This window comes from Paludibacterium flexuosum (genome assembly GCF_037076605.1).
Lineage (GTDB): Bacteria > Pseudomonadota > Gammaproteobacteria > Burkholderiales > Chromobacteriaceae > Paludibacterium.
This window is the reverse complement of sequence record NZ_AP029060.1, coordinates 2,858,542-2,882,575: the sequence shown is the minus strand read 5'-3', so window position 1 is coordinate 2,882,575 and position 24,034 is coordinate 2,858,542. Positions and strand designations below refer to the sequence as shown.

Annotated in this window: 30 protein-coding genes; 8 read left to right on the top strand and 22 right to left on the bottom strand. The window is 62.9% G+C overall.

Annotated features, from left to right (window positions below):
• Nucleotides 1–4: 4 nt before the first annotated feature.
• Genes AACH39_RS13750 through AACH39_RS13725 form a run of 6 tightly spaced genes read right to left on the bottom strand, consistent with a single transcriptional unit; the run spans nt 5 to nt 5,322 of the window.
• Nucleotides 5–880, bottom strand: a complete 876-nt coding sequence (locus AACH39_RS13750) for a hypothetical protein (RefSeq protein ID WP_338620404.1) — start codon at nt 878–880, stop codon at nt 5–7.
• Nucleotides 873–1,262, bottom strand: a complete 390-nt coding sequence (locus AACH39_RS13745) for a hypothetical protein (protein WP_338620402.1) — start codon at nt 1,260–1,262, stop codon at nt 873–875. Before AACH39_RS13745 ends, AACH39_RS13750 begins: the two co-directional genes overlap by 8 nt.
• The gene (locus AACH39_RS13740; RefSeq protein ID WP_338620401.1) at nt 1,259–1,627 is read right to left on the bottom strand and encodes a hypothetical protein; all 369 of its coding nucleotides are present in this window, start codon (nt 1,625–1,627) and stop codon (nt 1,259–1,261) included. Before AACH39_RS13740 ends, AACH39_RS13745 begins: the two co-directional genes overlap by 4 nt.
• Nucleotides 1,621–2,934 (bottom strand): FliI/YscN family ATPase, encoded by a 1,314-nt coding sequence (locus AACH39_RS13735; RefSeq protein WP_338620400.1) that lies wholly within the window; start codon nt 2,932–2,934, stop codon nt 1,621–1,623. Before AACH39_RS13735 ends, AACH39_RS13740 begins: the two co-directional genes overlap by 7 nt.
• Complete coding sequence (gene sctV / locus AACH39_RS13730) at nt 2,915–4,954, bottom strand: type III secretion system export apparatus subunit SctV (protein WP_338620399.1); 2,040 nt, start codon at nt 4,952–4,954, stop codon at nt 2,915–2,917. The genes AACH39_RS13735 and sctV overlap by 20 nt, the downstream gene beginning before the upstream one ends.
• On the bottom strand, nt 4,951–5,322 hold the full coding sequence (locus AACH39_RS13725) for a hypothetical protein (RefSeq protein ID WP_215778633.1): 372 nt from the start codon (nt 5,320–5,322) through the stop codon (nt 4,951–4,953). Before AACH39_RS13725 ends, sctV begins: the two co-directional genes overlap by 4 nt.
• Before the next feature lie 131 nt (nt 5,323–5,453).
• Here AACH39_RS13725 and sctR point away from each other — a divergent pair, with 131 nt between their 5' ends.
• From sctR to AACH39_RS13705, 4 genes are read left to right on the top strand one after another with little or no spacing between them, the layout of a single operon-like run.
• Nucleotides 5,454–6,107: a type III secretion system export apparatus subunit SctR gene (sctR, locus tag AACH39_RS13720; protein ID WP_215778636.1), complete on the top strand. Its 654-nt coding sequence runs from the start codon at nt 5,454–5,456 to the stop codon at nt 6,105–6,107.
• A gap of 8 nt (nt 6,108–6,115) precedes the next feature.
• Nucleotides 6,116–6,382 (top strand): type III secretion system export apparatus subunit SctS, encoded by a 267-nt coding sequence (gene sctS / locus AACH39_RS13715; protein ID WP_215778638.1) that lies wholly within the window; start codon nt 6,116–6,118, stop codon nt 6,380–6,382.
• A 2-nt stretch (nt 6,383–6,384) separates the two neighbouring features.
• Nucleotides 6,385–7,164, top strand: coding sequence for a type III secretion system export apparatus subunit SctT (gene sctT / locus AACH39_RS13710; protein ID WP_338620397.1), 780 nt, complete (start codon nt 6,385–6,387; stop codon nt 7,162–7,164).
• Nucleotides 7,161–8,258: an EscU/YscU/HrcU family type III secretion system export apparatus switch protein gene (locus tag AACH39_RS13705; RefSeq protein WP_338620396.1), complete on the top strand. Its 1,098-nt coding sequence runs from the start codon at nt 7,161–7,163 to the stop codon at nt 8,256–8,258. Before sctT ends, AACH39_RS13705 begins: the two co-directional genes overlap by 4 nt.
• Here AACH39_RS13705 and AACH39_RS13700 read toward each other — a convergent pair.
• The 6 genes from AACH39_RS13700 to sctI form a co-directional block, all read right to left on the bottom strand.
• Nucleotides 8,211–8,858 carry a two component system response regulator gene (locus AACH39_RS13700; RefSeq protein ID WP_215778645.1) on the bottom strand — a complete coding sequence of 216 codons (648 nt, stop codon included), beginning with the start codon at nt 8,856–8,858 and terminating at the stop codon, nt 8,211–8,213. The genes AACH39_RS13705 and AACH39_RS13700 overlap by 48 nt on opposite strands.
• Nucleotides 8,859–8,979: 121 nt before the next feature.
• Nucleotides 8,980–10,017 (bottom strand): HrpJ domain-containing protein, encoded by a 1,038-nt coding sequence (locus AACH39_RS13695; RefSeq protein ID WP_215778647.1) that lies wholly within the window; start codon nt 10,015–10,017, stop codon nt 8,980–8,982.
• Nucleotides 10,007–10,675, bottom strand: a complete 669-nt coding sequence (locus AACH39_RS13690; RefSeq protein ID WP_338620393.1) for a hypothetical protein — start codon at nt 10,673–10,675, stop codon at nt 10,007–10,009. Before AACH39_RS13690 ends, AACH39_RS13695 begins: the two co-directional genes overlap by 11 nt.
• Entirely contained in the window at nt 10,675–11,232 is a 558-nt protein-coding gene (locus AACH39_RS13685; RefSeq protein ID WP_215778651.1) for a type III secretion system domain-containing protein, read from the bottom strand. The genes AACH39_RS13690 and AACH39_RS13685 overlap by 1 nt, the downstream gene beginning before the upstream one ends.
• Before the next feature lie 2 nt (nt 11,233–11,234).
• Complete coding sequence (sctJ, locus tag AACH39_RS13680) at nt 11,235–11,912, bottom strand: type III secretion inner membrane ring lipoprotein SctJ (RefSeq protein WP_338620391.1); 678 nt, start codon at nt 11,910–11,912, stop codon at nt 11,235–11,237.
• A 5-nt stretch (nt 11,913–11,917) separates the two neighbouring features.
• A complete protein-coding gene (gene sctI, locus AACH39_RS13675; protein ID WP_252346097.1) occupies nt 11,918–12,163 on the bottom strand; it encodes a type III secretion system inner rod subunit SctI in 246 nt (81 codons plus the stop codon).
• Between sctI and AACH39_RS13670 the strand changes: the two genes are divergently transcribed.
• Nucleotides 12,162–12,509, top strand: a complete 348-nt coding sequence (locus AACH39_RS13670; protein WP_338620389.1) for a hypothetical protein — start codon at nt 12,162–12,164, stop codon at nt 12,507–12,509. The two genes, sctI and AACH39_RS13670, sit on opposite strands and share 2 nt — an antisense overlap.
• On the opposite strand, the gene sctF is transcribed toward AACH39_RS13670, so the two are convergent.
• The 6 genes from sctF to AACH39_RS13640 form a co-directional block, all read right to left on the bottom strand.
• On the bottom strand, nt 12,446–12,661 hold the full coding sequence (gene sctF / locus AACH39_RS13665) for a type III secretion system needle filament subunit SctF (RefSeq protein ID WP_215778661.1): 216 nt from the start codon (nt 12,659–12,661) through the stop codon (nt 12,446–12,448). The two genes, AACH39_RS13670 and sctF, sit on opposite strands and share 64 nt — an antisense overlap.
• Complete coding sequence (locus AACH39_RS13660; RefSeq protein WP_215778664.1) at nt 12,658–13,395, bottom strand: AraC family transcriptional regulator; 738 nt, start codon at nt 13,393–13,395, stop codon at nt 12,658–12,660. The genes sctF and AACH39_RS13660 overlap by 4 nt, the downstream gene beginning before the upstream one ends.
• A gap of 75 nt (nt 13,396–13,470) precedes the next feature.
• Nucleotides 13,471–13,716, bottom strand: a complete 246-nt coding sequence (locus AACH39_RS13655; RefSeq protein ID WP_338620388.1) for an EscE/YscE/SsaE family type III secretion system needle protein co-chaperone — start codon at nt 13,714–13,716, stop codon at nt 13,471–13,473.
• Entirely contained in the window at nt 13,709–14,899 is a 1,191-nt protein-coding gene (sctD, locus tag AACH39_RS13650) for a type III secretion system inner membrane ring subunit SctD (RefSeq protein ID WP_338620387.1), read from the bottom strand. Before sctD ends, AACH39_RS13655 begins: the two co-directional genes overlap by 8 nt.
• 6 nt (nt 14,900–14,905) lie before the next feature.
• Nucleotides 14,906–16,372 carry an EscC/YscC/HrcC family type III secretion system outer membrane ring protein gene (locus tag AACH39_RS13645; RefSeq protein WP_252346099.1) on the bottom strand — a complete coding sequence of 489 codons (1,467 nt, stop codon included), beginning with the start codon at nt 16,370–16,372 and terminating at the stop codon, nt 14,906–14,908.
• Entirely contained in the window at nt 16,369–16,770 is a 402-nt protein-coding gene (locus AACH39_RS13640) for a hypothetical protein (protein ID WP_338620385.1), read from the bottom strand. The genes AACH39_RS13645 and AACH39_RS13640 overlap by 4 nt, the downstream gene beginning before the upstream one ends.
• A gap of 444 nt (nt 16,771–17,214) precedes the next feature.
• On the opposite strand from AACH39_RS13640, the gene AACH39_RS13635 reads away from it, so the two are divergent.
• On the top strand, nt 17,215–18,123 hold the full coding sequence (locus AACH39_RS13635) for a GNAT family N-acetyltransferase (protein ID WP_338620383.1): 909 nt from the start codon (nt 17,215–17,217) through the stop codon (nt 18,121–18,123).
• Here the strand turns inward: AACH39_RS13635 and AACH39_RS13630 are convergent.
• A complete protein-coding gene (locus tag AACH39_RS13630; protein WP_338620381.1) occupies nt 18,113–18,580 on the bottom strand; it encodes a nuclear transport factor 2 family protein in 468 nt (155 codons plus the stop codon). The genes AACH39_RS13635 and AACH39_RS13630 overlap by 11 nt on opposite strands.
• 9 nt (nt 18,581–18,589) lie before the next feature.
• Nucleotides 18,590–19,966, bottom strand: coding sequence for a DHA2 family efflux MFS transporter permease subunit (locus AACH39_RS13625; RefSeq protein ID WP_215782736.1), 1,377 nt, complete (start codon nt 19,964–19,966; stop codon nt 18,590–18,592).
• A gap of 269 nt (nt 19,967–20,235) precedes the next feature.
• On the opposite strand from AACH39_RS13625, the gene AACH39_RS13620 reads away from it, so the two are divergent.
• A complete protein-coding gene (locus AACH39_RS13620; RefSeq protein WP_215778680.1) occupies nt 20,236–21,627 on the top strand; it encodes a methyl-accepting chemotaxis protein in 1,392 nt (463 codons plus the stop codon).
• Here AACH39_RS13620 and AACH39_RS13615 read toward each other — a convergent pair.
• Nucleotides 21,614–22,507 (bottom strand): LysR family transcriptional regulator, encoded by an 894-nt coding sequence (locus AACH39_RS13615; RefSeq protein ID WP_215778682.1) that lies wholly within the window; start codon nt 22,505–22,507, stop codon nt 21,614–21,616. The genes AACH39_RS13620 and AACH39_RS13615 overlap by 14 nt on opposite strands.
• A 99-nt stretch (nt 22,508–22,606) precedes the next feature.
• On the opposite strand from AACH39_RS13615, the gene AACH39_RS13610 reads away from it, so the two are divergent.
• Nucleotides 22,607–23,461, top strand: a complete 855-nt coding sequence (locus AACH39_RS13610) for a pirin family protein (RefSeq protein WP_338620378.1) — start codon at nt 22,607–22,609, stop codon at nt 23,459–23,461.
• A 16-nt stretch (nt 23,462–23,477) separates the two neighbouring features.
• On the opposite strand, the gene AACH39_RS13605 is transcribed toward AACH39_RS13610, so the two are convergent.
• The gene (locus tag AACH39_RS13605; protein ID WP_215778686.1) at nt 23,478–23,960 is read right to left on the bottom strand and encodes a hypothetical protein; all 483 of its coding nucleotides are present in this window, start codon (nt 23,958–23,960) and stop codon (nt 23,478–23,480) included.
• Nucleotides 23,961–24,034 lie beyond the last annotated feature (74 nt).

Here is a 24,034-nt window from a genome sequence, read left to right as displayed (position 1 = left end):
GGACTCAGTCGGGCGCCGCCGGCGTCCCCGCCAGGCAGACCGCCCAGCCCTGCTGCCATTGCAGCAGCCCCCCCTGTGCCACCACCCCGCGCGCGCTACTCAGACGCACCAGCGGATTGGCGGCAGACTGCACCGCCATGATCTTTCCGGCTTGCCAGGGCCAGACATCCTGCGCCGCCAGCTGCACCTGCCCCACTTCGACCGCCAGCCAGCCCGCTCTCTCATCGTCCGGCATGGCCGGCACCATCGAATCCACGACCTGCAGTCGATCCGGCGATAACAACTGCACCCGCCCCGGCGAAGCCAGCGGATCGAGCCAGAACACATCCAGTGCCTCGGCCGCAGCCAGCACCGGCAAGGCATCGCCAAGCTGAGCCCCCCCCGGTGGCCAGGCACACCAGCCTATGCCAAGCGGCAAATTCAGCCCGATGTCCGGCGGCGACATGGTACTCAGCCAGCGCATCAGCCACTCCCCCGGCAGCACCTCGATATAGAGCGGCAATCGTCTGCCTGCCGCCTCGAAGCACAAACACCAGCAGGCACTGTCTGGCGCCGGCGCCGCGTCCAGTTGCGCCTCGCGACACAGCGGCAGCGCCAGCGCCTGCCAGACCGGCTCCAGAACCGCCAGTGTCCAGGCGGCCGCCGCGGCCTGCCAGTCTTGCGCCAGCGCCGACAGGTTCGGCACGGGAAGAAGCGGAGACAACCAGTGACACCACTCTGGCTCTGGCACCCAGAAGGCCACCGGCACCCCTTCACAGGAAGCGCGCAACCGCACACCCGGCCCCTGAGCCTGGCGGTAATGGGCATGCTGCAAGCCGTCGCGCCAGGGGGCAGAAGCGCCCTGGCGGCTCAGTGCCAGCAGCCTGGGCAACTCAATCACCGGATTCCCCCGCCACCTGCAACTCGACCGGCACGCCCAACCCCTGTTCGAGTGCCGTGCGCAGCCCATCGCGCTGCTGCCGCAGCCGGCGGCGCAACGCCGGGTCCGGCGAGCTCAGAGACAGACACAGGCGAGGATGACGCCATGCCAGCACCAGTTGCAGTCCCGCCAGCGGGCCATCGCTCACCATACAGCGCAGAGGTTCGGCATCGCTCACCAGCCCCGGCAGCAAGTCATCCGCCGGTCCGGCCGCGCCCCCAGCAAGCATTTCGCGCTGAAAAGCCGCCTGCCGCGCCGTCATGCCGGAGCGGGCCGGCGCCTCGGTCTCGACAGCATGGACGGTCGCCGGCAGCAGCGATGTTCGGTGCCAGTACGCCATCATTCCCTCTCTTTCATCCACAGCAGTTTTTCCAGCTGACGCTGCAACTGTCGCCAGTGTCCTGTTTGCTCCGCCAGCGTCCGCTCAAGGGCGGCCATCTCTGCTTGCAGACGCTGCCGCGTCTGCCGCAGGCCCTGCAAAGTCTGCTGCGTGCTGACGATGCGAGCGCGCAGCCGCGCCAGCGCCCCCTGACTGTAAGTGCCCTGCTCGCCCAGCAAATGCAACAAGACATGGCGCTGCTGACCGATCTCCTGCTGCAGCGCCGCCTGCTGCACCAGCAGGTCCTGCTGACGCTGCTGGGTCTGCGCCATGGCACGCCGCACCCCCTGAGCACGCCGCAGCTTGATGGCTTGCAGCTGGTTCAGCATGCGCCGCTCGCCACCTCATCCAGCATGGCCAGTGTCTCGTCAAATCCGCAATGCAGTGACACCGGCTGACACAGCAAATCCCGAATCGCCTCGCGGCGAGCCACCGCCTCGTCCGCCAGGGCATCCTGACCTGGCTGGTATTCCCCGATGCGCAACAACAACTCGATCTCCTGCCAGGTCGCCAGCCACTGGCGCACCCTGGCCGCCTGCTCGCGCTGCGCTGGCGAGGTCACCAGCGGCATCACCCGGCTGATACTGGCCAGAAGATCAATCGCCGGATAGTGATTGGCTTCGGCCAGCTTGCGCGACAGGACAATGTGCCCATCCAGCAGCGAACGCACCTCCTCGGCCAGCGGATCGGCCCGGTCCTCCATCAGCACGGTATAAAAGGCGCTGATACTGCCCTGAGCCAGACAGCCCGGTCTCTCCAGCAAACGAGGCAGACGCGCATACAGACTGGGGGGATACCCGCCGGCTACCAGCGGCTCCCCTGCCGCCAGCGCCACCTCGCGCACCGCGCGTGCATAGCGCGTCAGCGAGTCCACCAGCAGCAACACCTTCATGCCGGCCTCACGAAATGCCTCGGCCATGGTGGTCGCCGTGGCGGCGGCCTTGATACGCTCCAGTGCAGGGCGATCCGAGGTGGCCACCACCAGCACACTGCGTGCGCGCACAGCCGGGCTCAGGACATGCTGCAAAAACTCGCGCACCTCCCGGCCCCGTTCACCGATCAGTGCCAGCACCACCACGTCCACCTCGGCCCCAGTACTCAACATGCCCAGCAGCGTGCTCTTGCCACAGCCTGGCGGTGCAAAGATTCCCATGCGCTGGCCCTCACCGACGGTCAGCGCCGCATCAATGGCGCGCACCCCGACCGGCAAGGGCCGGGAAATCACCGCACGTTGCAAGGGGGACGGCGGGTCGGCCTCCGCCGCACGCCATGCCTGCGGATGCAGTGGCTGACCATCCAGCGGCTCGCCCAGGGCATCCAGTACCCTGCCGAGCAAGGCTTCGCCGACCGGCACCTGTAATGTCTGGCCGGTGGCCAGCACCCAATCGCCCAGCCCCACACCCAGCGGTTCACAAAACGGCGAGAGCAGCGCCTGCTCGCCACGCAGGGCAATCACCTCGGCCAGATGCCGCTCACCGAAGCGACACAACTCCCCCAGCTTCGCCCCCGGCAATGGCGCCTGCAGACATGCCGCCCCCACCTCGGTCAGGCGCCCCTCGCGCCGGCACGACCACGCCAGCGGCAAGTCCGGCAGCGACAGATGCGACAGCACCGCCTCAATATCCGGTAAACGCATCCACCTCATCCTTTAACTCGATATGGCCCAATACCTGCATCTCCACCTCGTTGCCGATCTCCTGAAACGACAGTACCGGCACATGGCTCAGTTCACGCTCGATCAGTTTGCGTACGAAGCGGCGCACATCAATGGCGGTCACCAGCAGCGTACCGGGCGGGCAGGCAGGCGACAGCGCGGCCCGTATCTGCGCAAGAATGCGTTCGTTCTCTTCAGCCGACAGCGCCGAATACGAGCCAGCGGAGGTCTGACGCACCGACTCGCGCAGTTGCTCTTCGATCTGACTGCCGATGAGCCAGGCCTGAATCACCGCCGTATCCTGGCGATATCGCCCCAGAATGTGGCGGGCCAGCCCGAGCCGGGCATACTCGGCCAGCATCACCGGATCCTTCTCAATCGGCGCCCACTCGACCAGCGCCTGGAAGACCGCGCGCAGATCGCGAATCCCCACCTCTTCCGCCACCAGGCGCCGCAAGACATCGGCCACCCGCACCACCGGCAGATGACGCTGCAGCTCCTTGACCAGCTCCGGATAGCGCTGCTCCATCCGATCCATGAGGAAACGCGCCTCCTGCACGCCAATCAGCTCCGCCCCATGCCGCGACAGCAACCAGCTCAGCAAGCCGGTGATGCGCTCATGGCCCTGCAGCAAGCCAGGCTGCGCGGAGGGGGCATACCAGTGCAGCCGCATCGCGCCATACTGCGGCAAGGGCGTCGTCATCACGGGGTCATCAGGGACATCCTGTTGCCGGGGATCCAGCAAGGCCAGATCCGGCAATGTCAGGCGCAACAGGGACTCCTGAAACAACTGCACATCGATCTCGCCTGGGGCCAGTGTCGCCTCTCCGCGCAACTCAATCTCGGGCAGCGGCAGGCCAGTACGCTCGAACCACCCTTGTGGCAAGGCCTGCAGACGCTGGCGCAGCCCCTCGTCCTGTCCCAGACGGACATCCACCCGCAGCAATAAAGGCACGGCGCCCACCACCAGATGGTCGCTGGCTTCGCCCGTAGCGGCACTGGCGCGATCGGCGACACCGGCGGCCTCGGGCGCGGGCTGACGCGGCACGGAATACGCCACACCGCCGACACCGGCCGCCAGCAGCAGGAAGATCAAGGTCGGGAAACCGGGCAACAGGGAAAACAACACCAGCACCCCGGCGACCAGCCACAAGGCACTGTGATGGCGCGCAATCTGGCCGGACAACTCCACGGCGAGATTGCGGCGTGTCTCTCCCGGCACACGGGTCACGATGATGCCGGCGGCAATCGAAATCAGCAGGGCCGGAATCTGGGCGATCAGCCCATCGCCCACGGACAGAATGGCGTAAGTCGCCGCCGCCTCACCGGCACTCATGCCTTCGCGGAACACCCCGATGGTGATCCCGCCGAGAATATTCACCAGGATCACCACAATCGAAGCAATGGCATCGCCCTTGACGAACTTCATCGCGCCATCCATGGCGCCATACAGCTGGCTCTCCTTCTGCACCTGCGCCCGCAGGCGCCGTGCCTCCGCCGCATCGATGGCACCATTGCGCAAATCACCATCGATGCTCATCTGCTTGCCCGGCATGGCATCGAGAGAAAAGCGGGCGCCCACTTCGGCCACGCGCTCCGACCCCTTGGTAATGACAATGAACTGAACCACGGTAATGATGGCAAACACGATCAGACCGACCGCCAGATTGCCGCCAATGGCGAAATTGCCAAAGGTCTGCACGATCTCGCCGGCATCATGCTGCAACAGAATCAGACGACTGGTACTGATGGTCAGCGCCAGCCGGTACAGCGTGGTGATCAGCAACACAGAAGGGAACGCCGAGAACTCCATCGGCTCACGCAGATACAGCGCCACCATCAGTAGCAGAATCGACAAACCGAGATTGATGGCAATCAACAGATCCACCAGCGGGGTCGGCAAAGGCAGGATCATCATGAATACGGCCAGCAACAGCACCGCGGCCAGGGCCATATCCTGCCGGCCCCTGAGTTGGCTCAGCCAGGCATGCAGCGCCCTCATGCCGACATCCGTATGGCGCGATCCAGCAGACTTTTCATCTGGCGGGCCAGTCCATACCAGGCTTCGGCGCCAGCGCCGGGGGGCATGGTCACGGCCAGCCACAGACTGCCCTGCCCCAGCCAGGCACGCAGGGGCAAACCGGCCGCGGCCTCCGGCGTCAGCAAACTCAGCACATGCCCGAGCATCGTCATCTGCGAGACAGGCGAGACACGACGCGCGCAGCTGATCAGCGCCCGGTCCTGCAACGGCTCGACCTGCAGCCGCTCGCCCTCACTCAGAGACAGGGACAGACACTCGGCCTGCACAATCTGCTGACAGCCCCACAAACGCTGCCAGACTTCCATCTCTCGTTGCCATTGCAGATCCATCTCACACCCAGCTCAGCTCGCGGAGCCTGGATGATGCCGCAGCGACGGCCTCGCTCACATCAGGTACACACCTGATACCCCTGGCGCGGCGCAGCGACAACAATGCCTCACCTGACCGAGAGAAAGCGCCGATGCCGACCATCGCCCTGCCCCCATCTTCCGAGCAATTGATCTTGCTGTTGTCCCTGCTGTCCCTGTTGCCGCTGCTGGTCGTCATGGGCACCTGCTTTCTCAAGCTGGCAGTGGTCTTTTCGCTGCTGCGCAATGCCCTGGGCATCCAGCAAATCCCGCCCAATATGGCGCTGTACGGCCTGGCACTGGTACTGACGCTGTTCATCATGGCGCCGGTCGGACAGGCGGTGCAGCAACGTCTCGCTGCACATCCCGACAAGCAGGGCCTGCGCTGGGAAAGGCTGCAGGACGACACCCTCGACCCCTACCGCCAGTTCCTGCGCAAGTACACCGCGGCAGAACAACTGCGCTATTTTCGCGATGCCACCCGGCGTACCTGGCCAGCCTCTCTGCGGGCGCAGCTCAGCGACGACTCCCTGCTGATCCTGATGCCGGCCTTTGCCGTCAGTCAGTTGATCGAGGCCTTCAAGATCGGCCTGCTGCTGTTTCTGCCCTTCATCGCCATCGATCTGATCGTGTCCAACATCTTGCTGGCCATGGGCATGATGATGGTGTCTCCCATGACGGTATCGATGCCGTTCAAATTACTGATCTTCGTGCTGATTGGCGGCTGGGGAAAGCTACTCGATCAGCTGTTGCTGTCGTATCAGTGATAGCGACCATGGCCCTGTCCCTGATCATTCAGCTGGCACGCGAACTCATGTGGCTGGTGCTGATTCTGTCTCTGCCAGTCATTCTGGTCGCCGCGCTGGTCGGCATGCTGGTCAGCCTGTTTCAGGCACTGACCCAGATTCAGGACCAGACTGTGCCGTTCCTGATCAAGCTGGTGGCGGCCAGCCTGACCCTGGCCATCAGCTACCACTGGATGGGCAATGTTCTGATGCGTTACGCCGATCACTGCCTGTCGCTGATCGGACGCATGAGATGAACATGCCACCACTGACAGCCCTGGTGGCACTGACCCTGCTGGCTGCCATGCGACCGCTGGGCGCCATGCTGCTGGTGCCACTATTCGCCCCCGGCATGCTGGGGGGCAGCCTGATCCGCAACACCCTGGCCCTGATGGCCGCATTCATGTCGCTGCCCTTTTTTTGGGACGTTTCCTTGCCCGATCCGGGGACGCAGCCCCTGGCTTATGCTCTGCTGCTGGCCGGCGAGCTGACCATTGGGCTGTTGCTGGGGTTTGCGGCAGCGCTGCCGTTCTGGGCCCTCGACATGGCCGGCTTCGTGCTCGACACCATGCGCGGTGCATCCATGGCCAGCGTGCTCAACCCCTTGCTGGGCAGCCAGTCCTCGGCGCTCGGCTTCTTGTTCGCCCAGTTGCTGGCCACCGTGTTTCTGGTCAGTGGCGGCTTTCATGCGCTGATCAATGCCTTGCTCGACTCCTATCGGCAGTTGCCGCCGGGGGGCCACTGGCAGTTTGGTCCCGGCTTTCTGCGACTACTCGATACCTCCTGGCAAATGATGTATGCGCTGGCGCTGCGCTTTGCCATGCCGGGCGTGGTCATCATGGTGCTGATCGATCTGGGTCTCGGTCTGATCAACCGCACGGTGCAGCAGCTCAATGTCTTTTCGCTGTCGATGCCGATCAAGAGCCTGGCCGTCCTGTTGATGCTGCTGCTGGCGCTGCAGTACGGCCTGCAACAGGTCGACGACCGGTTTGTCCATTTTGACGCGCCGCTGTTGCAGGGACTGCTCACGTCTCCATGAGCGAAGAAAAGAAGGAAAAACCAACCGCCAAGCGCCTCCGCGACGCGCGCAAGGAGGGGCAAATCGCACGCAGCCAGGATGTCGGTCTGGTGATACAGAGTGGCGTGGTATTGCTATGGCTGATGCTGGAAGGCAAGGCGCTTTACGACGCCCTGGCCGAGGATCTCTGGCTGGTCATCGCGGTCGGGCAGCAAGATCTGGGCGGCGCACTGGCACGCTATCTGCCTCATCTGGGCTGGCTCTGGCTGCGCTTTTGCGGCGGCCTTGCCCTGGTGCTGGTGCTGTGTCTGATCTCGGGCGGCCTGCTGCAGACCGGTTTTCTGTTCGCCCCCAAGGCGCTCAAGCTCTCCGGCCAGCGCATTAACCCGCTGAGCAATGCCAAAAACCTGCTGTCGATGAAAAATCTGATCGAGCTGCTCAAGTCGCTGTGCAAGGTGCTGATTCTCGGGCTGACCTTTGCCTATCTGATTCGCCAATACGGCCCCTCGCTCGCCTACCTGCCCGGCGCCAGTGTTCAGGCCGGCTTGCTGGTCGGCGCCAGACTACTGCTGTGGATGTGGGGCATTCAGCTGGCCACCGGCATGGTATTCGCCATCGCCGACTACGGCTATCAACGCTTCATGTGGCTGAAGCAGTTGCGCATGTCGCACAAGGATCTGCAGCAGGAGTACAAGCACACCGAAGGGGATCCGGAGATCCGGCAGCGCCGCAAGGACCTGCATCAGGAGCTGCTGAGCGGCTCGCTGGCTGGCAAAGTCGCCGCCGCCTCGGTCGTGGTGCGCAACCCGACCCGTCTGGCCGTCTGCCTGCGTTTCGTGCCAGGAGATACACCGCTGCCTCAGATCACGGCGATGGGACGAGATCATCGTGCACGGCATATCCTCCGCCTGGCCGAACGCCATGGCATCCCGGTCGTGGAGCGCGTGCCGCTGGCCCGGGCGCTGTTTGCGGACTGCAAACCTGGCGATTACATCCCGGAATCCCTGTTCGCCGCCGTCGCCGAAGTGTTGCGCTGGCTGATGCAGACCACTGGCTATCCACCCGCCTTACCCCTGGTGACCGACCAGCCCCAGTCGATGCGCCCAGGTACTTAAGGTCGCGGCATTGTGGGCATCCAGCTTGCGCATCAGGTTCAGGCGATGGGTCTCCACGGTCTTGACACTCAACAGCAGCAGTTGGGCAATTTCGCGGTTGCGACGCCCCTCGGCAATCAGCTTGAGCACTTGCCGCTCTCTGGGCGTCAGGCCATGCTCGGCAGGCAGGGAAGCACGACGGGACGACACCGGGGCAATGCTGATCGCCGGATCGACAAAACACTTGCCGGCGAGCAGCTCGGACAATCCTGCCAACAAGACCTTTGGCTGGCTCTGCTTGAGCACATAGCCGGTGGCACCGGCGGCCAGACACCGTTGAATGCGCTGCGACTCGCGGCAGGAAGAGAAAATCAGGATGGGCATGGCTGCCCAGCGACGACGCAAATGCAGGATGACATCCAGACCATCCATGCCGGGCAGACCGAGATCAAGCAGCAACACATCCGGCTGCAGGCGCAGACATTGCTCGTAAACGACCAGCCCGTCCGCCACCACCCCGAGCACTTGCACATGAGGCAGGGCGCGCAATAGCTGGCAGATACCGTCTGCCATCAGGGCATGATCCTCGACGATCAGCAGGCGTATCCCGGGACTCTTCATCCACACCCTCCTTGAGCAGGCATCTCAGCGGATTCTAACCAGCCCTCAACAGGCTACGATTACGACCATTCCTAAACCAGGCTCACGTGCCAGACCTCCCCTTCAGCCATGCTGCGTCCGCCTACATCTCCGCGGCCTGATCACGCAAGACCGACAGAACGCCCTGCAGACGTTCCTTGTGCTCGGCATCCACAAAGCAGTGCCAGGGCAAGGCCTGCACCAGACGGTAAAAGCACTGGCAGAGCGCATAACGCTGCGTCGGCATCCCTTCCGGCAACAGGGGCTCGATCAACGCCGCATCGGGCCAGAGCTGTTCCAGCATCTGCACCAGGGCATACAGCAAGGGCTCACCATCATCCCATCCCGACAGGGCGGCAGCACGCTCATCACACGCGCCGCTCAGGCCGAGGATGCCCAGCAGGCGCTGCAGATCACCGATCACCGCTGCCAGGTGGCTGCCGGCGATCGGTTTGCCGCTGGCCGACAATTCGAAGGACAGCACACGGATCATGGACACAAGCATCGGCCGTCGCTGCGGACGCGGACCGAGATCCGCCAGCCATTGAGACAGACGGGGCCGCTGTTCGCTTGCACGGTGATACAGTCGCCGCAATCCATCACGCCAGGCACTGGTGCGAGGCCCGAGGATCAGCAGGCCAAACAGCGACAAGCTCATCTCTTCGCCGTCCAGCAAGCTGGCCAGCAAAGCCTCCAGACGGGCACGCTGCGCCGGATCCTGACGCGTACGCGCCAGCACCAGCGACAACAACAGCGCCATGCGCACCGGATCCTGCTGCACAAACTGAGCCAGGGCCTGACGGGAGTGCAAGGCAGCCTGCCAGTTGCCCATGTCCTGCAGCGCACTTTCCAGCGTCAGGGCCTCAATGGCCTGAATTTCCAGTATCAGTTTTTGGGCCAGCACCCGCCCCGGCTCTTTGCCGCTGCGCCGGGCGGCCTCGCCACTGCGTTGCGAACCGAGCGCAAAGCCCAGATCCTCAAAGGTTTCCGACAGGGCATCGGTCTGATCCTCCGCCAGCGTCGCCCCCGCCTGTAACCACACCGAATCGCTGGCAACAGCCACCACGCCGGCGGGAAGCGACACCGTCGGCATGGGGGATGGCAAGGACGGCCCGCTCGTGCCACGCAGGCTATCCAGCATGGCGGCCTTCCTCATCACAGCCGGCGAGTTGCTGCAGCAACCAGGTCAGCTGGGCCGGCACATCCAGCGTCACGCGTACCAATCCGTTATCCAGAACCGCCTGACCAGGCTGCAAGCTGACATCTGCCGCGACCCTGAGCAACGGCTCATCAGCCAGCGCGCACCGAATCTGATCGACCTGCTCCGGCGACACACTCAGCAACAGGCGGCCCTGTGCCAGCAAAGCCGGCATCTGTTGATCCAATTGCTGCAACAGCCAGTTCACCTGATCCTGCTGTCCCAGCAGCGCGTGCAGTCCTGCCGCCAACGTCGGTCGCCATCGTGCCAGCAGTTGCCGGGCCACTTGCTGTTCCAGCGCCATTTCCGCCTGCATCCACTGCACGGTCTCGGCCACCGCCGCATCACGGGCTTCCTGCCGCAAAGCGGCACATTCGGCCCGGACTCGTGCCACCGCCTGCTGCTGCCAGCGCTGTTGCCGGACTTCGGCCTCATGCTGCAGCTGTTCGACAGCCTGCTGCAAATCCGTCAGCTGCTGCTGCGCCATGTCGATGGCCCGGACCAGCGAACGTACACTCGCCAGCTCACTGGCGCGCAGCACCCCCTGCGCCGGGCAGGGCAAGGGCACACTCTCCCAGTGCAGCATCAGGGGATTGGCCATCACATCCAACGCACGATCCTCGTCAGCAGCGGTTGCAGGGACTGTCTGGCCGGCAGCATGTCAGGCAACGGCCACAGCAGGCGAAACAGCGACAGAAAAGGCTCGCTGGCCGCCGCGAGACGGCCCGCCCCCAGGCGCTCAGCCACCTCGGCCAGTTCACTTGGCGCCAATGTCGGCATGGCTCGGGTGCCGGGCGGCAACAGCAACTGCAGTCGGGAGAGTTCGTCACCGGTGAACACGCCGGCCAGGGCCTGGCGCCAGGGTTTGCGCAGCAGATAATCAGCACAGCCAAGCGCCTGCAGGCCCAACGCCGTCACACAGCGCTGACGACTGTTGGCCGCACACAGCCTGGACAACAGGACAGCATCCCCCACTTCAGGCGGCGGGCCCTGCTGTGCCAGCAGGTTGCCCAGGCGCTGATCCAGCACCGGTCGCAGCCCGGCATGTTGCTCATAGGCCGTCTGCCAGGCCTGCAGACCCAGGTGATGCCACCATGAGCTGTCCATGCAGGCACCGGGCTGGAACCAGAGCGTCAGATAGAGCGGTTCGGGCAGCATGCTCAACGGCGCTTGCGCCAGAACCACCAGCCCGTGAGGGCCAGTACCACAGACAACACTCCCCCCACGCCGCCCCAGAGCAGCACACGCTCGCGCCAGGCGGGGGGAGGCGGATCGGTCAGAGGCAGGTCGGCCTGCTGCATGACCAGGCTGACCTGCTCCGGGCTCAGCCCCGGAATGCCGTGACTGACCAGAGCGCGCAGCTCAGCCTCGCGTGGCGCGAGGTTGAATGCCGGGCTGTACTGGATGTACACCGCGGCACTGGCCGAGGTCGCCGGTTCTCCCTCTCGCGCCACGCTTTCGGCCACGGAGACGTCAGCACTGATCACACCCTCGATGCGACTGAGCAGATTTTCCATCTCCTGCCCTTTGATGAATCGCAGCTTGGCCGCTTCCTGCTCGGGTGACGACACCAGTTGCCCGGCCGGAAACAGATCGGCAATGCCGACTCGCTGCCGGTGAGGCATTCCGCTTTGCCGCAGCAACTCTTCAGCCTCGACAAAGCGCGAGGGATCGACCCGCAGCAAATAGCCCTCTTTGTCGCGCACCTTCTCAGCGGGAATCTGATGGAATAACAACAGTGCCAACATTCGGTTGGCCTCCACCTCGCCCAGCTGTCCATACAGATCGGCCTTGCAGGCCGTGAGCAGCAGGGTCAGACAGACGACGCCCAGACGCATCTGTCTCATTGCAGGTTGACCAGCTTGTTGATGGCCTGCGTCAGCGCCCCGGCAACTTTGGCCGTCAGATCACTGCCCAGCGTCAGTTGCGTCAACGCACCCTGTGCCTGCAGCATGCCCTCCGGCGAGCCCGGCGCCTCGGCCGACAACAGGGCGGCAAAGCGATCCACGGCTTGTGCCGACGGTGGCGGTGGCAGGGGGCGATCCAGGGCGGAGAGGGGGCGGGCACCCGCCAGAGGTTCGATGGTCATGGCGTTCTCCTTCATCGGTAGCGAGCGGCAACACCGCTCGCAAGGGGGCACAGAGGGCAGGATCCAGCCCGGCGATCAACGATTCGACCTGGCCATACTCACCCTGGCCAAACAACAGGATGGCGCGACAGAGTGCCAAAAGATCTGCATCGTCCAGCCAGTCGGCCAAGGCCTGCTCAATCTGGCGCATTTCGCATCGCATTCCATGCTGTACCGCGGCAAACCCCGCCTCGACAACCAGCTTGCGCAGCAGACCCGTCTCGCCGGGCAGGGGTGCCTGGCTCACAATTTGGCGATGATGCCGGCCATCATGTCCTTGAAGGCCTTCATCACCGAGCTTTCGTAGTTGATCATGGTGCTGTACTGCTGCATGGCATATTGCATCTGCAGCATGGCGGCCGGATTCTCGGTGACATCGCTGGCGGTCACCGCGGCCATCTGGCTGGCCGCCTGTGCCAATTGGGCGTTCAGGCTGGAAACGATGGCATCGATATTCATGCGGCACACCCCATCGGCACGGTGGCGGCCAGGCGGGGCAAGACCGACTGACGCCGGACCGCGCTCGGCGACATCTGGAAGTGGCGCCTGAAACTGTCGGAGAAGTGCGCGTGGTTACAGAAACCGCACTCTACCGCCACATCAATCACCTTTTTGTCTGTGCTTTGCAGCAGATGATGGGCATGCTCCAGACGCTGGACAGTCAGCCATTGTTTGGCCGACTGGCCGAACTTCTCGCGAAAGAGCTGATTAAATTTTCGCAGCGACAAGCCCATCTCATCGGCGTAACGCTGTACCGGCCAGGACTCGAGTCGATGCTGGTGGATGAACTCGAACATATCGCCATCGGCGGCGATGGCACGTTGCAACAGTCCGGCCCATTGCCCCTTGTCCGCCAGCAGACAGTACATGCAGAGGAAATGCAGCATCGCCGTCTTGCTCAGTCCGGCCATCTGGCTGATAGCCCGCTGCATGCCGGCGTCCACGGCCACCGCATGCACCTTGGGCAGCCGCGTGTAACTTTGCGCCGGGGTACGAATCAGGTGACGAATGTCCCGGTAGATCGTCTGCAACTCCAGGGAGGAAAAGACATAGCACTGACATTGGGCACTGACCGTCAGCGCGGTATCCCGGTCAAGCAGCCAGTAAACGTAACCCGGCTGAACCGGCTGACGAAGCGCTTCATGTCGGATAAAGCCACTGTCGTTGGCCAGAATGATATAGACATTGAGCATGTCGGCTCCTTGATGATCTGCATGGGCAACATCATGGCGACATGCCCGGCGCCCCCCTATCGGGTCATCACCTGATTAGCGCGCTGCACCATGGTGACGGGCCCACAAAGCACGAATCACCGACATCGCCGCCTCCAGCGACTGGCAGCGCCGCTGGCAGGCCGCCAGTGCACTGGCGTTCATCCCCTGACGCATCTGGCGCCGGCAGGCCAGCGACGCCCCCTCCAGCAGGCGCAGCCATTCAGCACAAACCCGCCCCGAGACATCCTCGGCCAGCCGTGTCTCCAGCGCAGTCAGGCAAACGGCATCGCACTCAGCCATCGACACGCCAGAACAGCAGGCTGTCACGCCCGAGCAGGGACACCCCATCGGGAAAAATGGCCAGAATCTGCCAGTCGCCCGCCAGTTGACTACCTACTTGCAGCCGCAGGCCGTTACGCATGATCAGGAATGGGGATTCTCGGCTGCCGCCGATGGCGGCCATCTGATCTGACAAGCCCTCGACGTAGGTCGGCGCCTCGGGCGCATCGAGCAAGCGACTGGCGTACAAAGGGGACTGCGGATCGGTCATGGCTTGTCGCAGTCGTTGCCAGCGCGCTGGCGACAGGGCACCGGAAAGTAACCAGCCCTGTGCGCCATGCCGGGCACTCAGGCCATCGAGTTGGCCAAGTTGCTGCAGGGCTGCCACGATGCTCGCCAGCGGAACGCCATCCGGTGGCCGCAATTGCCAGTGAGGCAAGCCCGGTATTTGATCCAGCCCCGCCATGAGACTTGCCAGGGACCCTCCCTGGCGCCAGGGGGCAGCAATCTGCAGAATGCCGTCGGCCGTGATCGTCAGCTGAGCCTGGGCATAGCCATGGTTTTGCAGCAGCGCCCGCACACTGGCCATCCATTCATCCTGGCAGGAGACCTGCCAGCGGTAGCGAACACCGTGCCGTGCCAGTTGCTGCCGCAAACCGGCCAGAGAGCGACTGTCTGTGCACTGCCCGGTAATTTGCAGACTGCCATCCGCCATGGTCTGCCATTGCAGACCTGGCCAGTGCGCACTGGCTTGCTGCAGCCAGCGCAGATCCGATGCCGGCGGCGGCGCGAACAGCAGCCATGCGCTGCCGATGAGCAGTGGCAGCAGACTCAGCCCCAGCCAGAGGGGCCAGTGCGGCCGGGACGCTGCCCGGACCGCTCTGGGCAGCAGCGGCAGGGCTTGTACCGTCTCGCCCTCCGCCGCCAGTACAAAGTGCAGGCCCGCCAGATCAATCAGGCTGCCCAGGGGAAGCAGTCCGGGCGGCTGGGGCAGGCCATTCACCCAGCAAGGAATGGCGTTTGACAGCGCGATGCCTGCCTCATCGATCTGCAAGTGTGCCTGGCACCCGCCCTCCAGGCCCAGGGCAAGATCGGACGCCTCATCGCCCACGGTCAGGGTGCCAATCGCCAGCGGCAGGGTACGACCGGCCAGCGGGCCGCTCAGCAGCAGGAGTTGGTAAGGACAGGCGGGTCGTGGATCCATCTCGGGCTAGACCGCGCGTGGTTCGGCACGGATCAGGAACAGGCGCAGCATGCTGCGTCCGCTGGTCGCCTTGCTGCGGAACAGCCCCCCCAACAGCGGCAGGTCGCCCAGCAGTGGCACCTTGCGCTCCCCCTGCACCGCTTCGTTTTCGACAAAGCCGCCCAACAACAGCGCCTGGCCGGTTTGCAGCGTGGCCTGGGTACTGATCTCGGCATTCTGCACCTGGGGCAGAGACTCGACCTCGCTGACCGGCGGCGCTTGCCGACCGTCCTGGATATTCAACGTCAGCAATACCCTTTCCGGCTGGTCCGGCTCGTGGATCAGCCGCGGTGTCACCCGCATCAACTCGCCGGCAGAGACCGAGGCCAGTTGCGGATTGCTATCGCTGGCCAGCTTGGTATAGAAGGTGATGTTGCGATCCAGTACCGCTTGCACGTTATCCAGCGTCACCACGGACGGTCGGGAAATAATGCGGGCACGCGAACGTGCCGTCAGGGCACTGAGCCGCACCAGGAAGGACTGAGTGTTGGACACCAGGGAGGAGAAGCTGCCCCCCGACAAACCGGTATTGGCATTGAAGGCCACGGCACCGCCGCCGATGGCGGCATTACCCTGCCAGTCGACGCCAAGCTGATCAATATCGGCGGCATCGACATCCAGGATCTCGACCGAGATCTCGATCAGTGTTGGCCGATGATCCAGTTGACGAATCAGATCGCGGTACACGTTCTGGTTTTTGGCCAGGTCACGAACCAGTACGGCATTGCGCTGGCTGTCAGCCGAGAACACTGGCAGGCCGCTGGCTGTCTTCACCGCAGCCCCCCCGGTGCCGGATGCCGGGCTGTGCGTCATGTCGCGCAGCACCGAGACGATGCCCGGCACGAGCACACTCTGGCCACGGAAGCTATAACTGCTGTCCGCCGCACTGGCATAGCGCAGGGGGTAAACCTGCACCACATCCTGACGCTGTGCCTGTTCGGCATACTGGCTATCCAGTTGCTTGGCCATGAGCGTCAGGCGACTCAGGCAGACAGGCACACCCGCGACCTGCAGCGCATTACTCTGATCCAGCAAGGACAACCGGCAAGCCTGCGCATCACTCAGGCCGGCGTCCTTCAGTTGGGCCAGCAACGTGGCCGCCGGCAAGGCTGCCGGGGTCAGCACACTGCGATCCATTTCTTCGGCCTTATAGAGGTAGAGTGCCTGCCCGTCGTAGTAAGGCATGAGCTGATACTGCCGGCTCAGCGTGGACAGGGCCTCGCCGGGATGCGTTTCAGCCAGCCGGCCGCTGAAGCTGTCGCGGATGGCCGGACTGACGACCACGGGCAGGCGATAGTTGGCGCCCAGCTCGCCCAGCACCTCGGCCAGCGGCATCTGCCGACTGGTGAGGAAGAATACCGGTCCTTGCCAGGGAATCGCTTGAGTCCAGGCCTGCGCCGAACATAGCGCGAGCAGAATGCCGAATCGCCTCACAGCCGCCCTCCCCATGTCCGCGAAACCGGCTCGACACGCGAGATACGCCAGGCCAGCAGTTGCACCATGATCTGCTGCTGCTTGAACAGCAGGTCAAATTCAGCCAGCGTCAGCGCCGGGGCAAAACGTCGCCACAGCCAGAGTTTGCCCTCTGCCAGATAGAGCGCGTCATCACAGGCCTCGGGGGTCGCCGCCAGCAGCAGGCAGGCTGCGCGGCACTGACTGGGCGGACGATCCACGCTGATGGCGACCGCCAAGCCATGTGCAAACTGCCGCGCACGCAGACACTGCTCGCCCAGCTGCCCCTGGAGGATCAGGCTGCGGGCTTGCCAGTCCGGTGTCTGCAGTTGTTCCGCCAGCCAGTGAAAGACAGGAAAGGTCGCAGGGACAGGATTCATGGCGGCATGGTGCGCGTACCGGGAACGGCAGACTATCCGGTCTTGACCTGATACCGCGACCCGAACGGCAAACTCGGCGACAGGCGTTATAAAGAAACAAGGAGGCAGGCACTGCCCTGCCTGGCACCGGAACGTAAACAGGCGAGGCCCGTCCGTCGGACTGTCGCCTGCTGGAGGCGATCATGAACACGCAAAGCTGGCAGGATGCCCTGATCGAGGTCATGGCCGGATTCGTCTGGTTGCAATAAAGCGCAGGGACGCTCAGCAGCAAGTCGGTCCGACTTACCTGGCGTCCCTGCTGCGAGTCAGTTGGCAGGTCGCCCGGGAGGCTGGGGGTAACGGCGCCTTTTTGCCGGGTATTTGACGATATAGTAATATGTCCGGCAATTCACATACGGCTTTCGACTTGAGGCCGCCCCTGCTCCCCCTGCTCCAGGTAACGATATGTCCTTTCTGCGCGCTCTTGGTTGGAAAACCCTCCCTGCCGATCTGTATGCCTCCGCATGGCAAAATCACGGCGGCGGGGTGATCACCCATCCCCGGGTACTTGAATTTATCGCGGAAGAAACGGGTTGCCGGCCGGCGTTCTATGGCAAGTGGGACAAGCAGGGCGAACCGCTGGCCGCCATGGCGACCTGGGGCAACTATCTGGCAGGTGATCATGATGCGCAGGTACATTTCGGTATTGATGCACGCTGCGACTTTGGCGTTCCCGAGATCATCCTGCCCCTGTCTGCCGGTTTTCGTGGCGCCATCGGCTTCAAGACCCGCTATCTGTCGCCCTTGAGTGCCCCCCAGGTCAGTAATGCCACACTCAAGCTGAACAAACGCTGGCTTTGTCTGGCCAAAGGACTGGGGCCGGATGGACTGGCCTCCAGCACCTGCAAGCGGCGCCGTACTCAGGCTCGGGTCTGGGAGCGTGATGGTGGCGAAATCCGGCGCATCGATCAGTTCACTCCGGCGGAGCTGGCTGCCGTCTACGCCGATGTGTTCCAGCGTCGCTGGAACAAGCCGCACCACACCCTGGCGACACTGCCGCGCTTTTTCGAGGCACTCTTCCCGCTGATGACCGGCCATGTGGCGCTGATGAATGGTGAGCCGGCCGCCTATCAGCTGTTGCTGACGGCACGGTCGGCGCGCTGTTACGCCGTCGAGTACATCAATGGCGGCTACGACCATCAGTGGGAGCACCTGTCACCGGGCAATGTGGTGACATGGCTCAACCTCTCCGCCTGCTGGCAGCAGAGCCAGGACTGGAAAATCCCCCTGCGCTATTCTTTCGGCCGCAACTATCACCAGTACAAGAAGGATTGGGCGATCGAGACCCATATGGCACGTACCATCAGCTGGTAGTTTGCCGAGAAGGATCCTGACGTCCGATCCCGGCATGAATCGCCGGATTTCCCTGCGTCCACAGCACTTTCTGGGTGATGGCGCGGATCACCCAGTTTGTTCCGTGCTGATCCAGTTCGAACAGGTAAACGCAATGCGTGTCCAGCACCTGACCATCCGGACTCAGGCGTTGTATCAGGGCGGAGACCCTGGCCGTAGCCCCTGTCTGGTTCAGCGTGATCTCATGATTGGCATACAGATGGTGGGTTTTCAGGCCATCCAGCGCCTCGCGCCGCAGGGCGATATAACGTTCGCGGCTGAGGGTTTCGGGCGGTGTACCACGCAAATCGGAATAATCGGTATACAGCGTCTCGGCCAGACATTCGGCCATCTCGTCCCAGGACTTCAAATCAAAGCAGTTGGCAAAACGGTTGAGCTGCTGCTGGATGCACCAGCCTGCACTGGTTTCGTTTGTCATGATTTCTCCTCAGGGGGAAGGGCGTCGGGCAAGCTGCGCACCGGCATGCGGCGGCAGCGGCAGAAACAAGACTGTTGAACACCATGTCAGTACGCCCATGAACAGAAAGGCCAGGGCAAAGTCGCTGCTGACCAGTGCAGCATGGCCACGCCACCAGCCAATGCCTTGCAAGGCGAAGGCGCCGATGGTGACCCCCATGCCCGCAGCCAGTTGCTGCATCACGGCAGACAGACTGGTGGCATGGCTCATGCGCGCCGCGTCGACATCGGCAAAGGCGATGGCGTTCAGGCTGGTGAACTGCAGCGAGCGCAAGCAGCCACCCAGCACAAACACCAGCAGCATCCAGCCATGTGGCGTCTCGGCACGAAACAGCGCATAGGCGGCAATCGACAGCGCCACCAGCATGCTGTTGACGATCAGCACGCGCCGGAATCCGAAGCGTTCGAGCACTTTCATCACAATGGTTTTCATGAAGATGGCACCGATGGCCGTCGAACACGTCAGCATGCCAGAGGCGAAAGGCGTCAGACCAAAGCCCAATTGCAGCATCAGCGGTAGCAGGAACGGGGTGGCGCCGATGCCGACGCGGAACACAAAGCCACCAATGACACTGGCGTGAAATGTGGGCAGGCGAAACAGCGACAGGTCCAGCAGGGGCTTGGCAGTATGCCGGTAATGACGCCAGTAGCCCAGCAGCAAGACGACGCCAAGCACGCTCACCAGCAAGGTGACCGTCCCCGACATCAGATGCTTGCCTTCTGCCGCCATCCCCAGCATCAGCGCGGACAGACCGACACCGCTGAGGAGAAAGCCACGGATATCCAGCGGCGGCAACTGCGCGTCTTTCAGGTTGGCAATGTAGCGACCGCCCAGCACGATGCCGACGATGCCGATCGGGAGATTGATGAAGAAAATCCAGCGCCAGTGGAAGAAGGTACTGATGAAGCCGCCCAGCGGCGGACCGATCACCGGGCCGAGCAAGGCGGGAATGGTCAGATAGCTCAGGGCGCGCACCAGATCTGCCTTGGCGGTACTGCGCACAATCACCAGTCGTCCCACGGGGACCATCATGGCGCCGCCGATCCCCTGCACGAAGCGGGCCAGAACGAAGCCCGACAGGGTGGCGCTGAGGGCACAGCACAGCGATCCCAGCATGAAGACCAGGATGGCCAGTCTGAAGATGCGGCGGGCGCCATGGCGATCGGCCATCCAGCCACTGATCGGGATGAAGACCGCCAGACTGACCAGATAGGATGTCAGCGCCAGCTTGAGCGAGACCGGATCAATCCGCAGGTCGGCGGCAATCGCCGGCAAGGAGGTGGAGATGACCGTGGCATCCATGTTTTCCATGAACAGGGCCGTTGCAACGATCAACGGTGTGATCATGGCAGGCGGAATCTTCAACGGCATAAATTTCAACTAAAGTCATTATATTTACAGAGTTTATCACCGCGACCGGTACACCTGAATATTTCATGACATAAGGCTAAAGCGATACTGATTAATTAATGTAACTTAATAATGTTAGTTTGATTCAGACCAACTTTGCACGGCACTCACCATGCCATGATTCGCCCTGGAGGCCTGTCCATGTCAGGTTTTCGGACTGGATGGCCGTCGCAGGCGCTTCCGTGCTGTCCGCTTTTGGGGGTTCTATGTTTTTATCTGCGCACAAACTGACCAAATATCTGCAACCTTTGTCCACGGCAACGCGCGACGGGGTTGATCTGACCGTCACCCTGGAAGAGCAAGGCAGCCTGGGCTGGATCGGTCGCCTGATCAAGACCTTGTTGACACGCTTCCATAGCGCGCTGGTCAAGATTGCCCGTACCACCATCCAGCTGTCTCAGCAGGCCCCGGAGCTGGCCAAGCTGTCAAAACTGCTGGAAGAACGTGCCCGCGCTCAGCAAGGCAATGCCGAAGAGATTGCGGCGGCCAGCCAGACACTGGCTGAGACGGTCGAAGCCATCTCCCAGAGCGCACGCGAAGCCTCGGCTTTCTCGCGCCAGGTGGCTGAAGCGGCGGCCAGTGCCAATGCCAGTGACCTGCAGAGTCGTAACCAGATCCAGGCTATTGGCGCCAGTACGGCAGCACTGGAAGAACAGATGGCCCTGCTCAAAGCCAGTTCCGCCTCGATTGGTGAAGTGGTTGAGCTGATCAAGAACATTGCCGACCGCACGCGCTTGTTGTCGCTCAATGCCGCGATTGAAGCGGCGCGCGCCGGCGAACAAGGCCGCGGTTTTGCCGTGGTGGCGGACGAGGTGCGCAAGCTGGCAGACCAGACCACCAGCGCCACGCAGAATGTCGAAGCCCTGCTGGCAACGATTCAGGAACAGGTGACGACCTCCAGCGAAACCATGACGGCGATGTCGGTCCAGGTTCACTCGGGGATCGAGGTCTCCCAGCAGGCGGGTGAATCGATTGAGGCTGCCTCGCGGGATATCAACACCCTGATCGGCAGTGTGCAGATGATCGCCGACACCAGCAGTGCGCAGAATGAGAAGGTTCGTGCCATCGCCAACCAGATTGGTGCCGTGGTGGAGAGCTCGCAACTGCAGCTGGAAGGGTCGCGGACGCTGGCGGCCAGCGCCACGCAGATGAGCGAGCAGTGTGATCTGCTGTTGACCGAGGTGGGGGAATTCCGCTTTGCCGGGCATCGCCACATCCGTGAGGGTGTCGAGTCTGCCATCAGGCAATGGGGACTCAGCCGTCTTGAGCGCAGTGATCTGGAAAGCAAGCTGGCCAGCCTGTGCCAGAGTCTGCCGGCACTGGAAATCTGCTATGTAACGGACAAAAGTGGTGTGCAGCTGACGGCAGACGTATCGACGTCGGGACGCGATCCGGGTTCGATTGGGTTCAACTGCAACCAGCGTCGCTGGTTCCAGGAAGCGACCCGTCGTGGCGAGTTGTTCGTGTCGGATATTTACCGCTCAATCCAGACCGGCAATTATGGCTTCACGGTCGCCGCTCCCTTGTTTGACGCCCGTGGCGAGTTGCTGGGCGTGCTCGGTGCCGACGTTCGCTTTGACCATATCATTGATGAGTAAGGACTGACTGCCGGATCAGCTCGGCCAGTTGCCGGGTGGCAGGGCCGCTGCTGGCGGGCTCGGCCATGATCAGATACAGCGGCATGGTGCGCTCGGCACCGTTGGCCAGGGGCAAGGGAAGCAAACGGCCTTGCGCCAGTGGTTCGGCAAGAATCGATTCGGGCAGCCAGGCAAAGGCTAGCCCGGACAGCACGGCAGCCAGCGAGGTCTCTTGCTTGCTGACGGTCCAGCGCTGGCGTGCGCCCAGCCAGCCGGCGTCGCGCGGGGTGTTTTCTCCCGAATCCCGCACCACGACCTGGGTATGGGCGACCAGATCCGCTGCATGCAATTCACGCCCCAGAGCCAGTAGCGGGTGCTCTGGCGCCGCCACCGCCCGGAAGCCGGCATCCAGCAACCAATCCCCGAGAAAGCCGCTCGGCACGCGGGTGGCAATGGCCAGGTCGACCTGGCCGCCATAGAGCGCATCATCCGCCCCGGACATGACGACTTCGTGCAGCTGCAGGCGGGTATCACCACAAAGACTGGCAAACTGCTGCAGGACCCCGAGCAGGATCCCGGCCGGAAACAGCGAATCTACCGCCAACCTCACTTCACTTTCCCAGCCCTGACGCAGCTGTTGCGCACGCATCTCCAGACGCTCCTGTCCCGCCAGCCATTCGCGGGCATCCCGGAGCAAAGTCCGTCCGGCATCCGTCAGTACCATGCGTCGACCTTGCGGCTCCAGCAGGGTGAGTCCCAGTTGTTGTTGCAGGGTGGCGATGCCATGACTGACCGAGGACTGGCTGCGGTGCAGCACACTGGCGGCCTGGGCAAAACCACCGTGATCGACGACCGCCTGCAACATGCGCCATTGGGCGGCGCGGGTCTTGGGTAGATTCATATCGATTTTTTCGATTTATATAGTCGAATAATTGCGCTTTTTTATCGATGAATCAAGATCAATAATCTGTCCTACAAAGCCATCCAACAGGAGAGATCAATGGAAACCATCAATCAGTTGCGTCGAGTGGAAAGCCTGCACCGCGGCATGCCGGTATCGGATGGGGCCGGCGTCAAGCTGCAGCGTGTGCTGACACAGAACCTGCAGCAGCGCCTGGATCCCTTTCTGATGCTGGACGAGTTTGGTTCTGACCAGCCAGGCGACTATATCGCCGGCTTCCCGTCACACCCTCACCGGGGCTTCGAAACGGTCACCTACATGCTGGATGGACGGATGCGCCATCGGGACAATGCTGGCAACGAGGGCGTTCTGGGCCCGGGAGATGTGCAGTGGATGACGGCTGGCCGCGGGGTGGTGCATTCGGAAATGCCGGAACAGGAAGAAGGCCGCATGCGCGGTTTCCAGCTATGGGTAAATTTGCCTGCCAGAGAAAAAATGTGTGACCCGCAGTATCGGGGCATTCAGAACAGCGAGATTCCGCGTCTCTCGCCGGCGCCCGGGGTGATGATCTCGTTGATCGCCGGCGAATATGACGGTCAGCAGGGGGCGATCCGCGGCATCAGCACCCGCCCCCTTTACCTCGATATTCAGTTGGCCGCGGGGGCGACGCTGCATGTCCCTCTGCCCGAGACGCATCATGCTTTTGCCTATGTGTATGAGGGGCAGGTCACCATGGATGAGACCGCTCGCGCGGTGAGCAAGGGAACGCTGGCCGTCCTGACGAATGGCCGTGATCAGCAGGGCGTCCGCCTGCAGGCCGAGACGGAGAGCCGACTCTTGCTGATTGCAGGACAACCACTGCATGAACCGATTGCACAGTGGGGACCGTTCGTGATGAATCGCCGCGAAGAGCTCGAACAAGCTTTCGAAGACTATCATCAGGGCCGGTTCTGAGGATCTTAGACTTGCCTCAGTCGTAGCGGGCGGCTGCAATCAACCGGGAGGTTCCATGCAGGGCATGCTGGAAACGAATCGCCTGGGCAGGTTGCAGTCGCTCGCTGGCCTGTTGCAGCAGCGCCAGCTTTTCAACCAGCGGCAAACCCACCGTGCACAATGCGCCGTTGCTTGCCAGGCCTGCCGCCATGGCCAGGACATGGGTCGGACGGTACTGCTGGCTGCCGCCACAGATGGCGCTGACCAGCCATTGCCAGGCCGTGGCCATCCCTTCTCCGCTAGCCGGTTCTGCCGGCGACTGGGTCTGTGGCATCCCGATGCGGGATAACTCGGTTTCCACCGCGCACAGGGTGCGCTCGATGGTGTGGCCGGACACCATCAAGTGCCAAATCTTGCAGACGACGGCCCAGTATATGGGCTTGACGTAGCAGCACAGGACGATGAGCACCGCCAGGCCACTGCCCAGTTCGCCGACTTGCATCAGTAGTCTTGCATCCATCTGATTCTCCTTACTCACAGTCTGTTGCCATGCTTCCCAGCCTATCGGGCAGATTTGAGGAAACGATGTATGGA

Coding starts and splice junctions, on each gene's coding strand:
- AACH39_RS13745 (WP_338620402.1), bottom strand. CDS start 1,262: ATGATGGCGTACTGGCACCGAACATCGCTGCTGCCGGCGACCGTCCAT.
- AACH39_RS13740 (WP_338620401.1), bottom strand. CDS start 1,627: ATGCTGAACCAGCTGCAAGCCATCAAGCTGCGGCGTGCTCAGGGGGTG.
- AACH39_RS13735 (WP_338620400.1), bottom strand. CDS start 2,934: ATGCGTTTACCGGATATTGAGGCGGTGCTGTCGCATCTGTCGCTGCCG.
- sctV (WP_338620399.1), bottom strand. CDS start 4,954: ATGAGGGCGCTGCATGCCTGGCTGAGCCAACTCAGGGGCCGGCAGGAT.
- AACH39_RS13725 (WP_215778633.1), bottom strand. CDS start 5,322: ATGGATCTGCAATGGCAACGAGAGATGGAAGTCTGGCAGCGTTTGTGG.
- sctR (WP_215778636.1), top strand. CDS start 5,454: ATGCCGACCATCGCCCTGCCCCCATCTTCCGAGCAATTGATCTTGCTG.
- sctS (WP_215778638.1), top strand. CDS start 6,116: ATGGCCCTGTCCCTGATCATTCAGCTGGCACGCGAACTCATGTGGCTG.
- sctT (WP_338620397.1), top strand. CDS start 6,385: ATGCCACCACTGACAGCCCTGGTGGCACTGACCCTGCTGGCTGCCATG.
- AACH39_RS13705 (WP_338620396.1), top strand. CDS start 7,161: ATGAGCGAAGAAAAGAAGGAAAAACCAACCGCCAAGCGCCTCCGCGAC.
- AACH39_RS13700 (WP_215778645.1), bottom strand. CDS start 8,858: ATGAAGAGTCCCGGGATACGCCTGCTGATCGTCGAGGATCATGCCCTG.
- AACH39_RS13695 (WP_215778647.1), bottom strand. CDS start 10,017: ATGCTGGATAGCCTGCGTGGCACGAGCGGGCCGTCCTTGCCATCCCCC.
- AACH39_RS13690 (WP_338620393.1), bottom strand. CDS start 10,675: ATGGCCAATCCCCTGATGCTGCACTGGGAGAGTGTGCCCTTGCCCTGC.
- AACH39_RS13685 (WP_215778651.1), bottom strand. CDS start 11,232: ATGCTGCCCGAACCGCTCTATCTGACGCTCTGGTTCCAGCCCGGTGCC.
- sctJ (WP_338620391.1), bottom strand. CDS start 11,912: ATGCGTCTGGGCGTCGTCTGTCTGACCCTGCTGCTCACGGCCTGCAAG.
- AACH39_RS13670 (WP_338620389.1), top strand. CDS start 12,162: ATGGCGTTCTCCTTCATCGGTAGCGAGCGGCAACACCGCTCGCAAGGG.
- sctI (WP_252346097.1), bottom strand. CDS start 12,163: ATGACCATCGAACCTCTGGCGGGTGCCCGCCCCCTCTCCGCCCTGGAT.
- sctF (WP_215778661.1), bottom strand. CDS start 12,661: ATGAATATCGATGCCATCGTTTCCAGCCTGAACGCCCAATTGGCACAG.
- AACH39_RS13660 (WP_215778664.1), bottom strand. CDS start 13,395: ATGCTCAATGTCTATATCATTCTGGCCAACGACAGTGGCTTTATCCGA.
- AACH39_RS13655 (WP_338620388.1), bottom strand. CDS start 13,716: ATGGCTGAGTGCGATGCCGTTTGCCTGACTGCGCTGGAGACACGGCTG.
- sctD (WP_338620387.1), bottom strand. CDS start 14,899: ATGGATCCACGACCCGCCTGTCCTTACCAACTCCTGCTGCTGAGCGGC.
- AACH39_RS13640 (WP_338620385.1), bottom strand. CDS start 16,770: ATGAATCCTGTCCCTGCGACCTTTCCTGTCTTTCACTGGCTGGCGGAA.
- AACH39_RS13635 (WP_338620383.1), top strand. CDS start 17,215: ATGTCCTTTCTGCGCGCTCTTGGTTGGAAAACCCTCCCTGCCGATCTG.
- AACH39_RS13630 (WP_338620381.1), bottom strand. CDS start 18,580: ATGACAAACGAAACCAGTGCAGGCTGGTGCATCCAGCAGCAGCTCAAC.
- AACH39_RS13625 (WP_215782736.1), bottom strand. CDS start 19,966: ATGATCACACCGTTGATCGTTGCAACGGCCCTGTTCATGGAAAACATG.
- AACH39_RS13620 (WP_215778680.1), top strand. CDS start 20,236: ATGTTTTTATCTGCGCACAAACTGACCAAATATCTGCAACCTTTGTCC.
- AACH39_RS13615 (WP_215778682.1), bottom strand. CDS start 22,507: ATGAATCTACCCAAGACCCGCGCCGCCCAATGGCGCATGTTGCAGGCG.
- AACH39_RS13610 (WP_338620378.1), top strand. CDS start 22,607: ATGGAAACCATCAATCAGTTGCGTCGAGTGGAAAGCCTGCACCGCGGC.
- AACH39_RS13605 (WP_215778686.1), bottom strand. CDS start 23,960: ATGGATGCAAGACTACTGATGCAAGTCGGCGAACTGGGCAGTGGCCTG.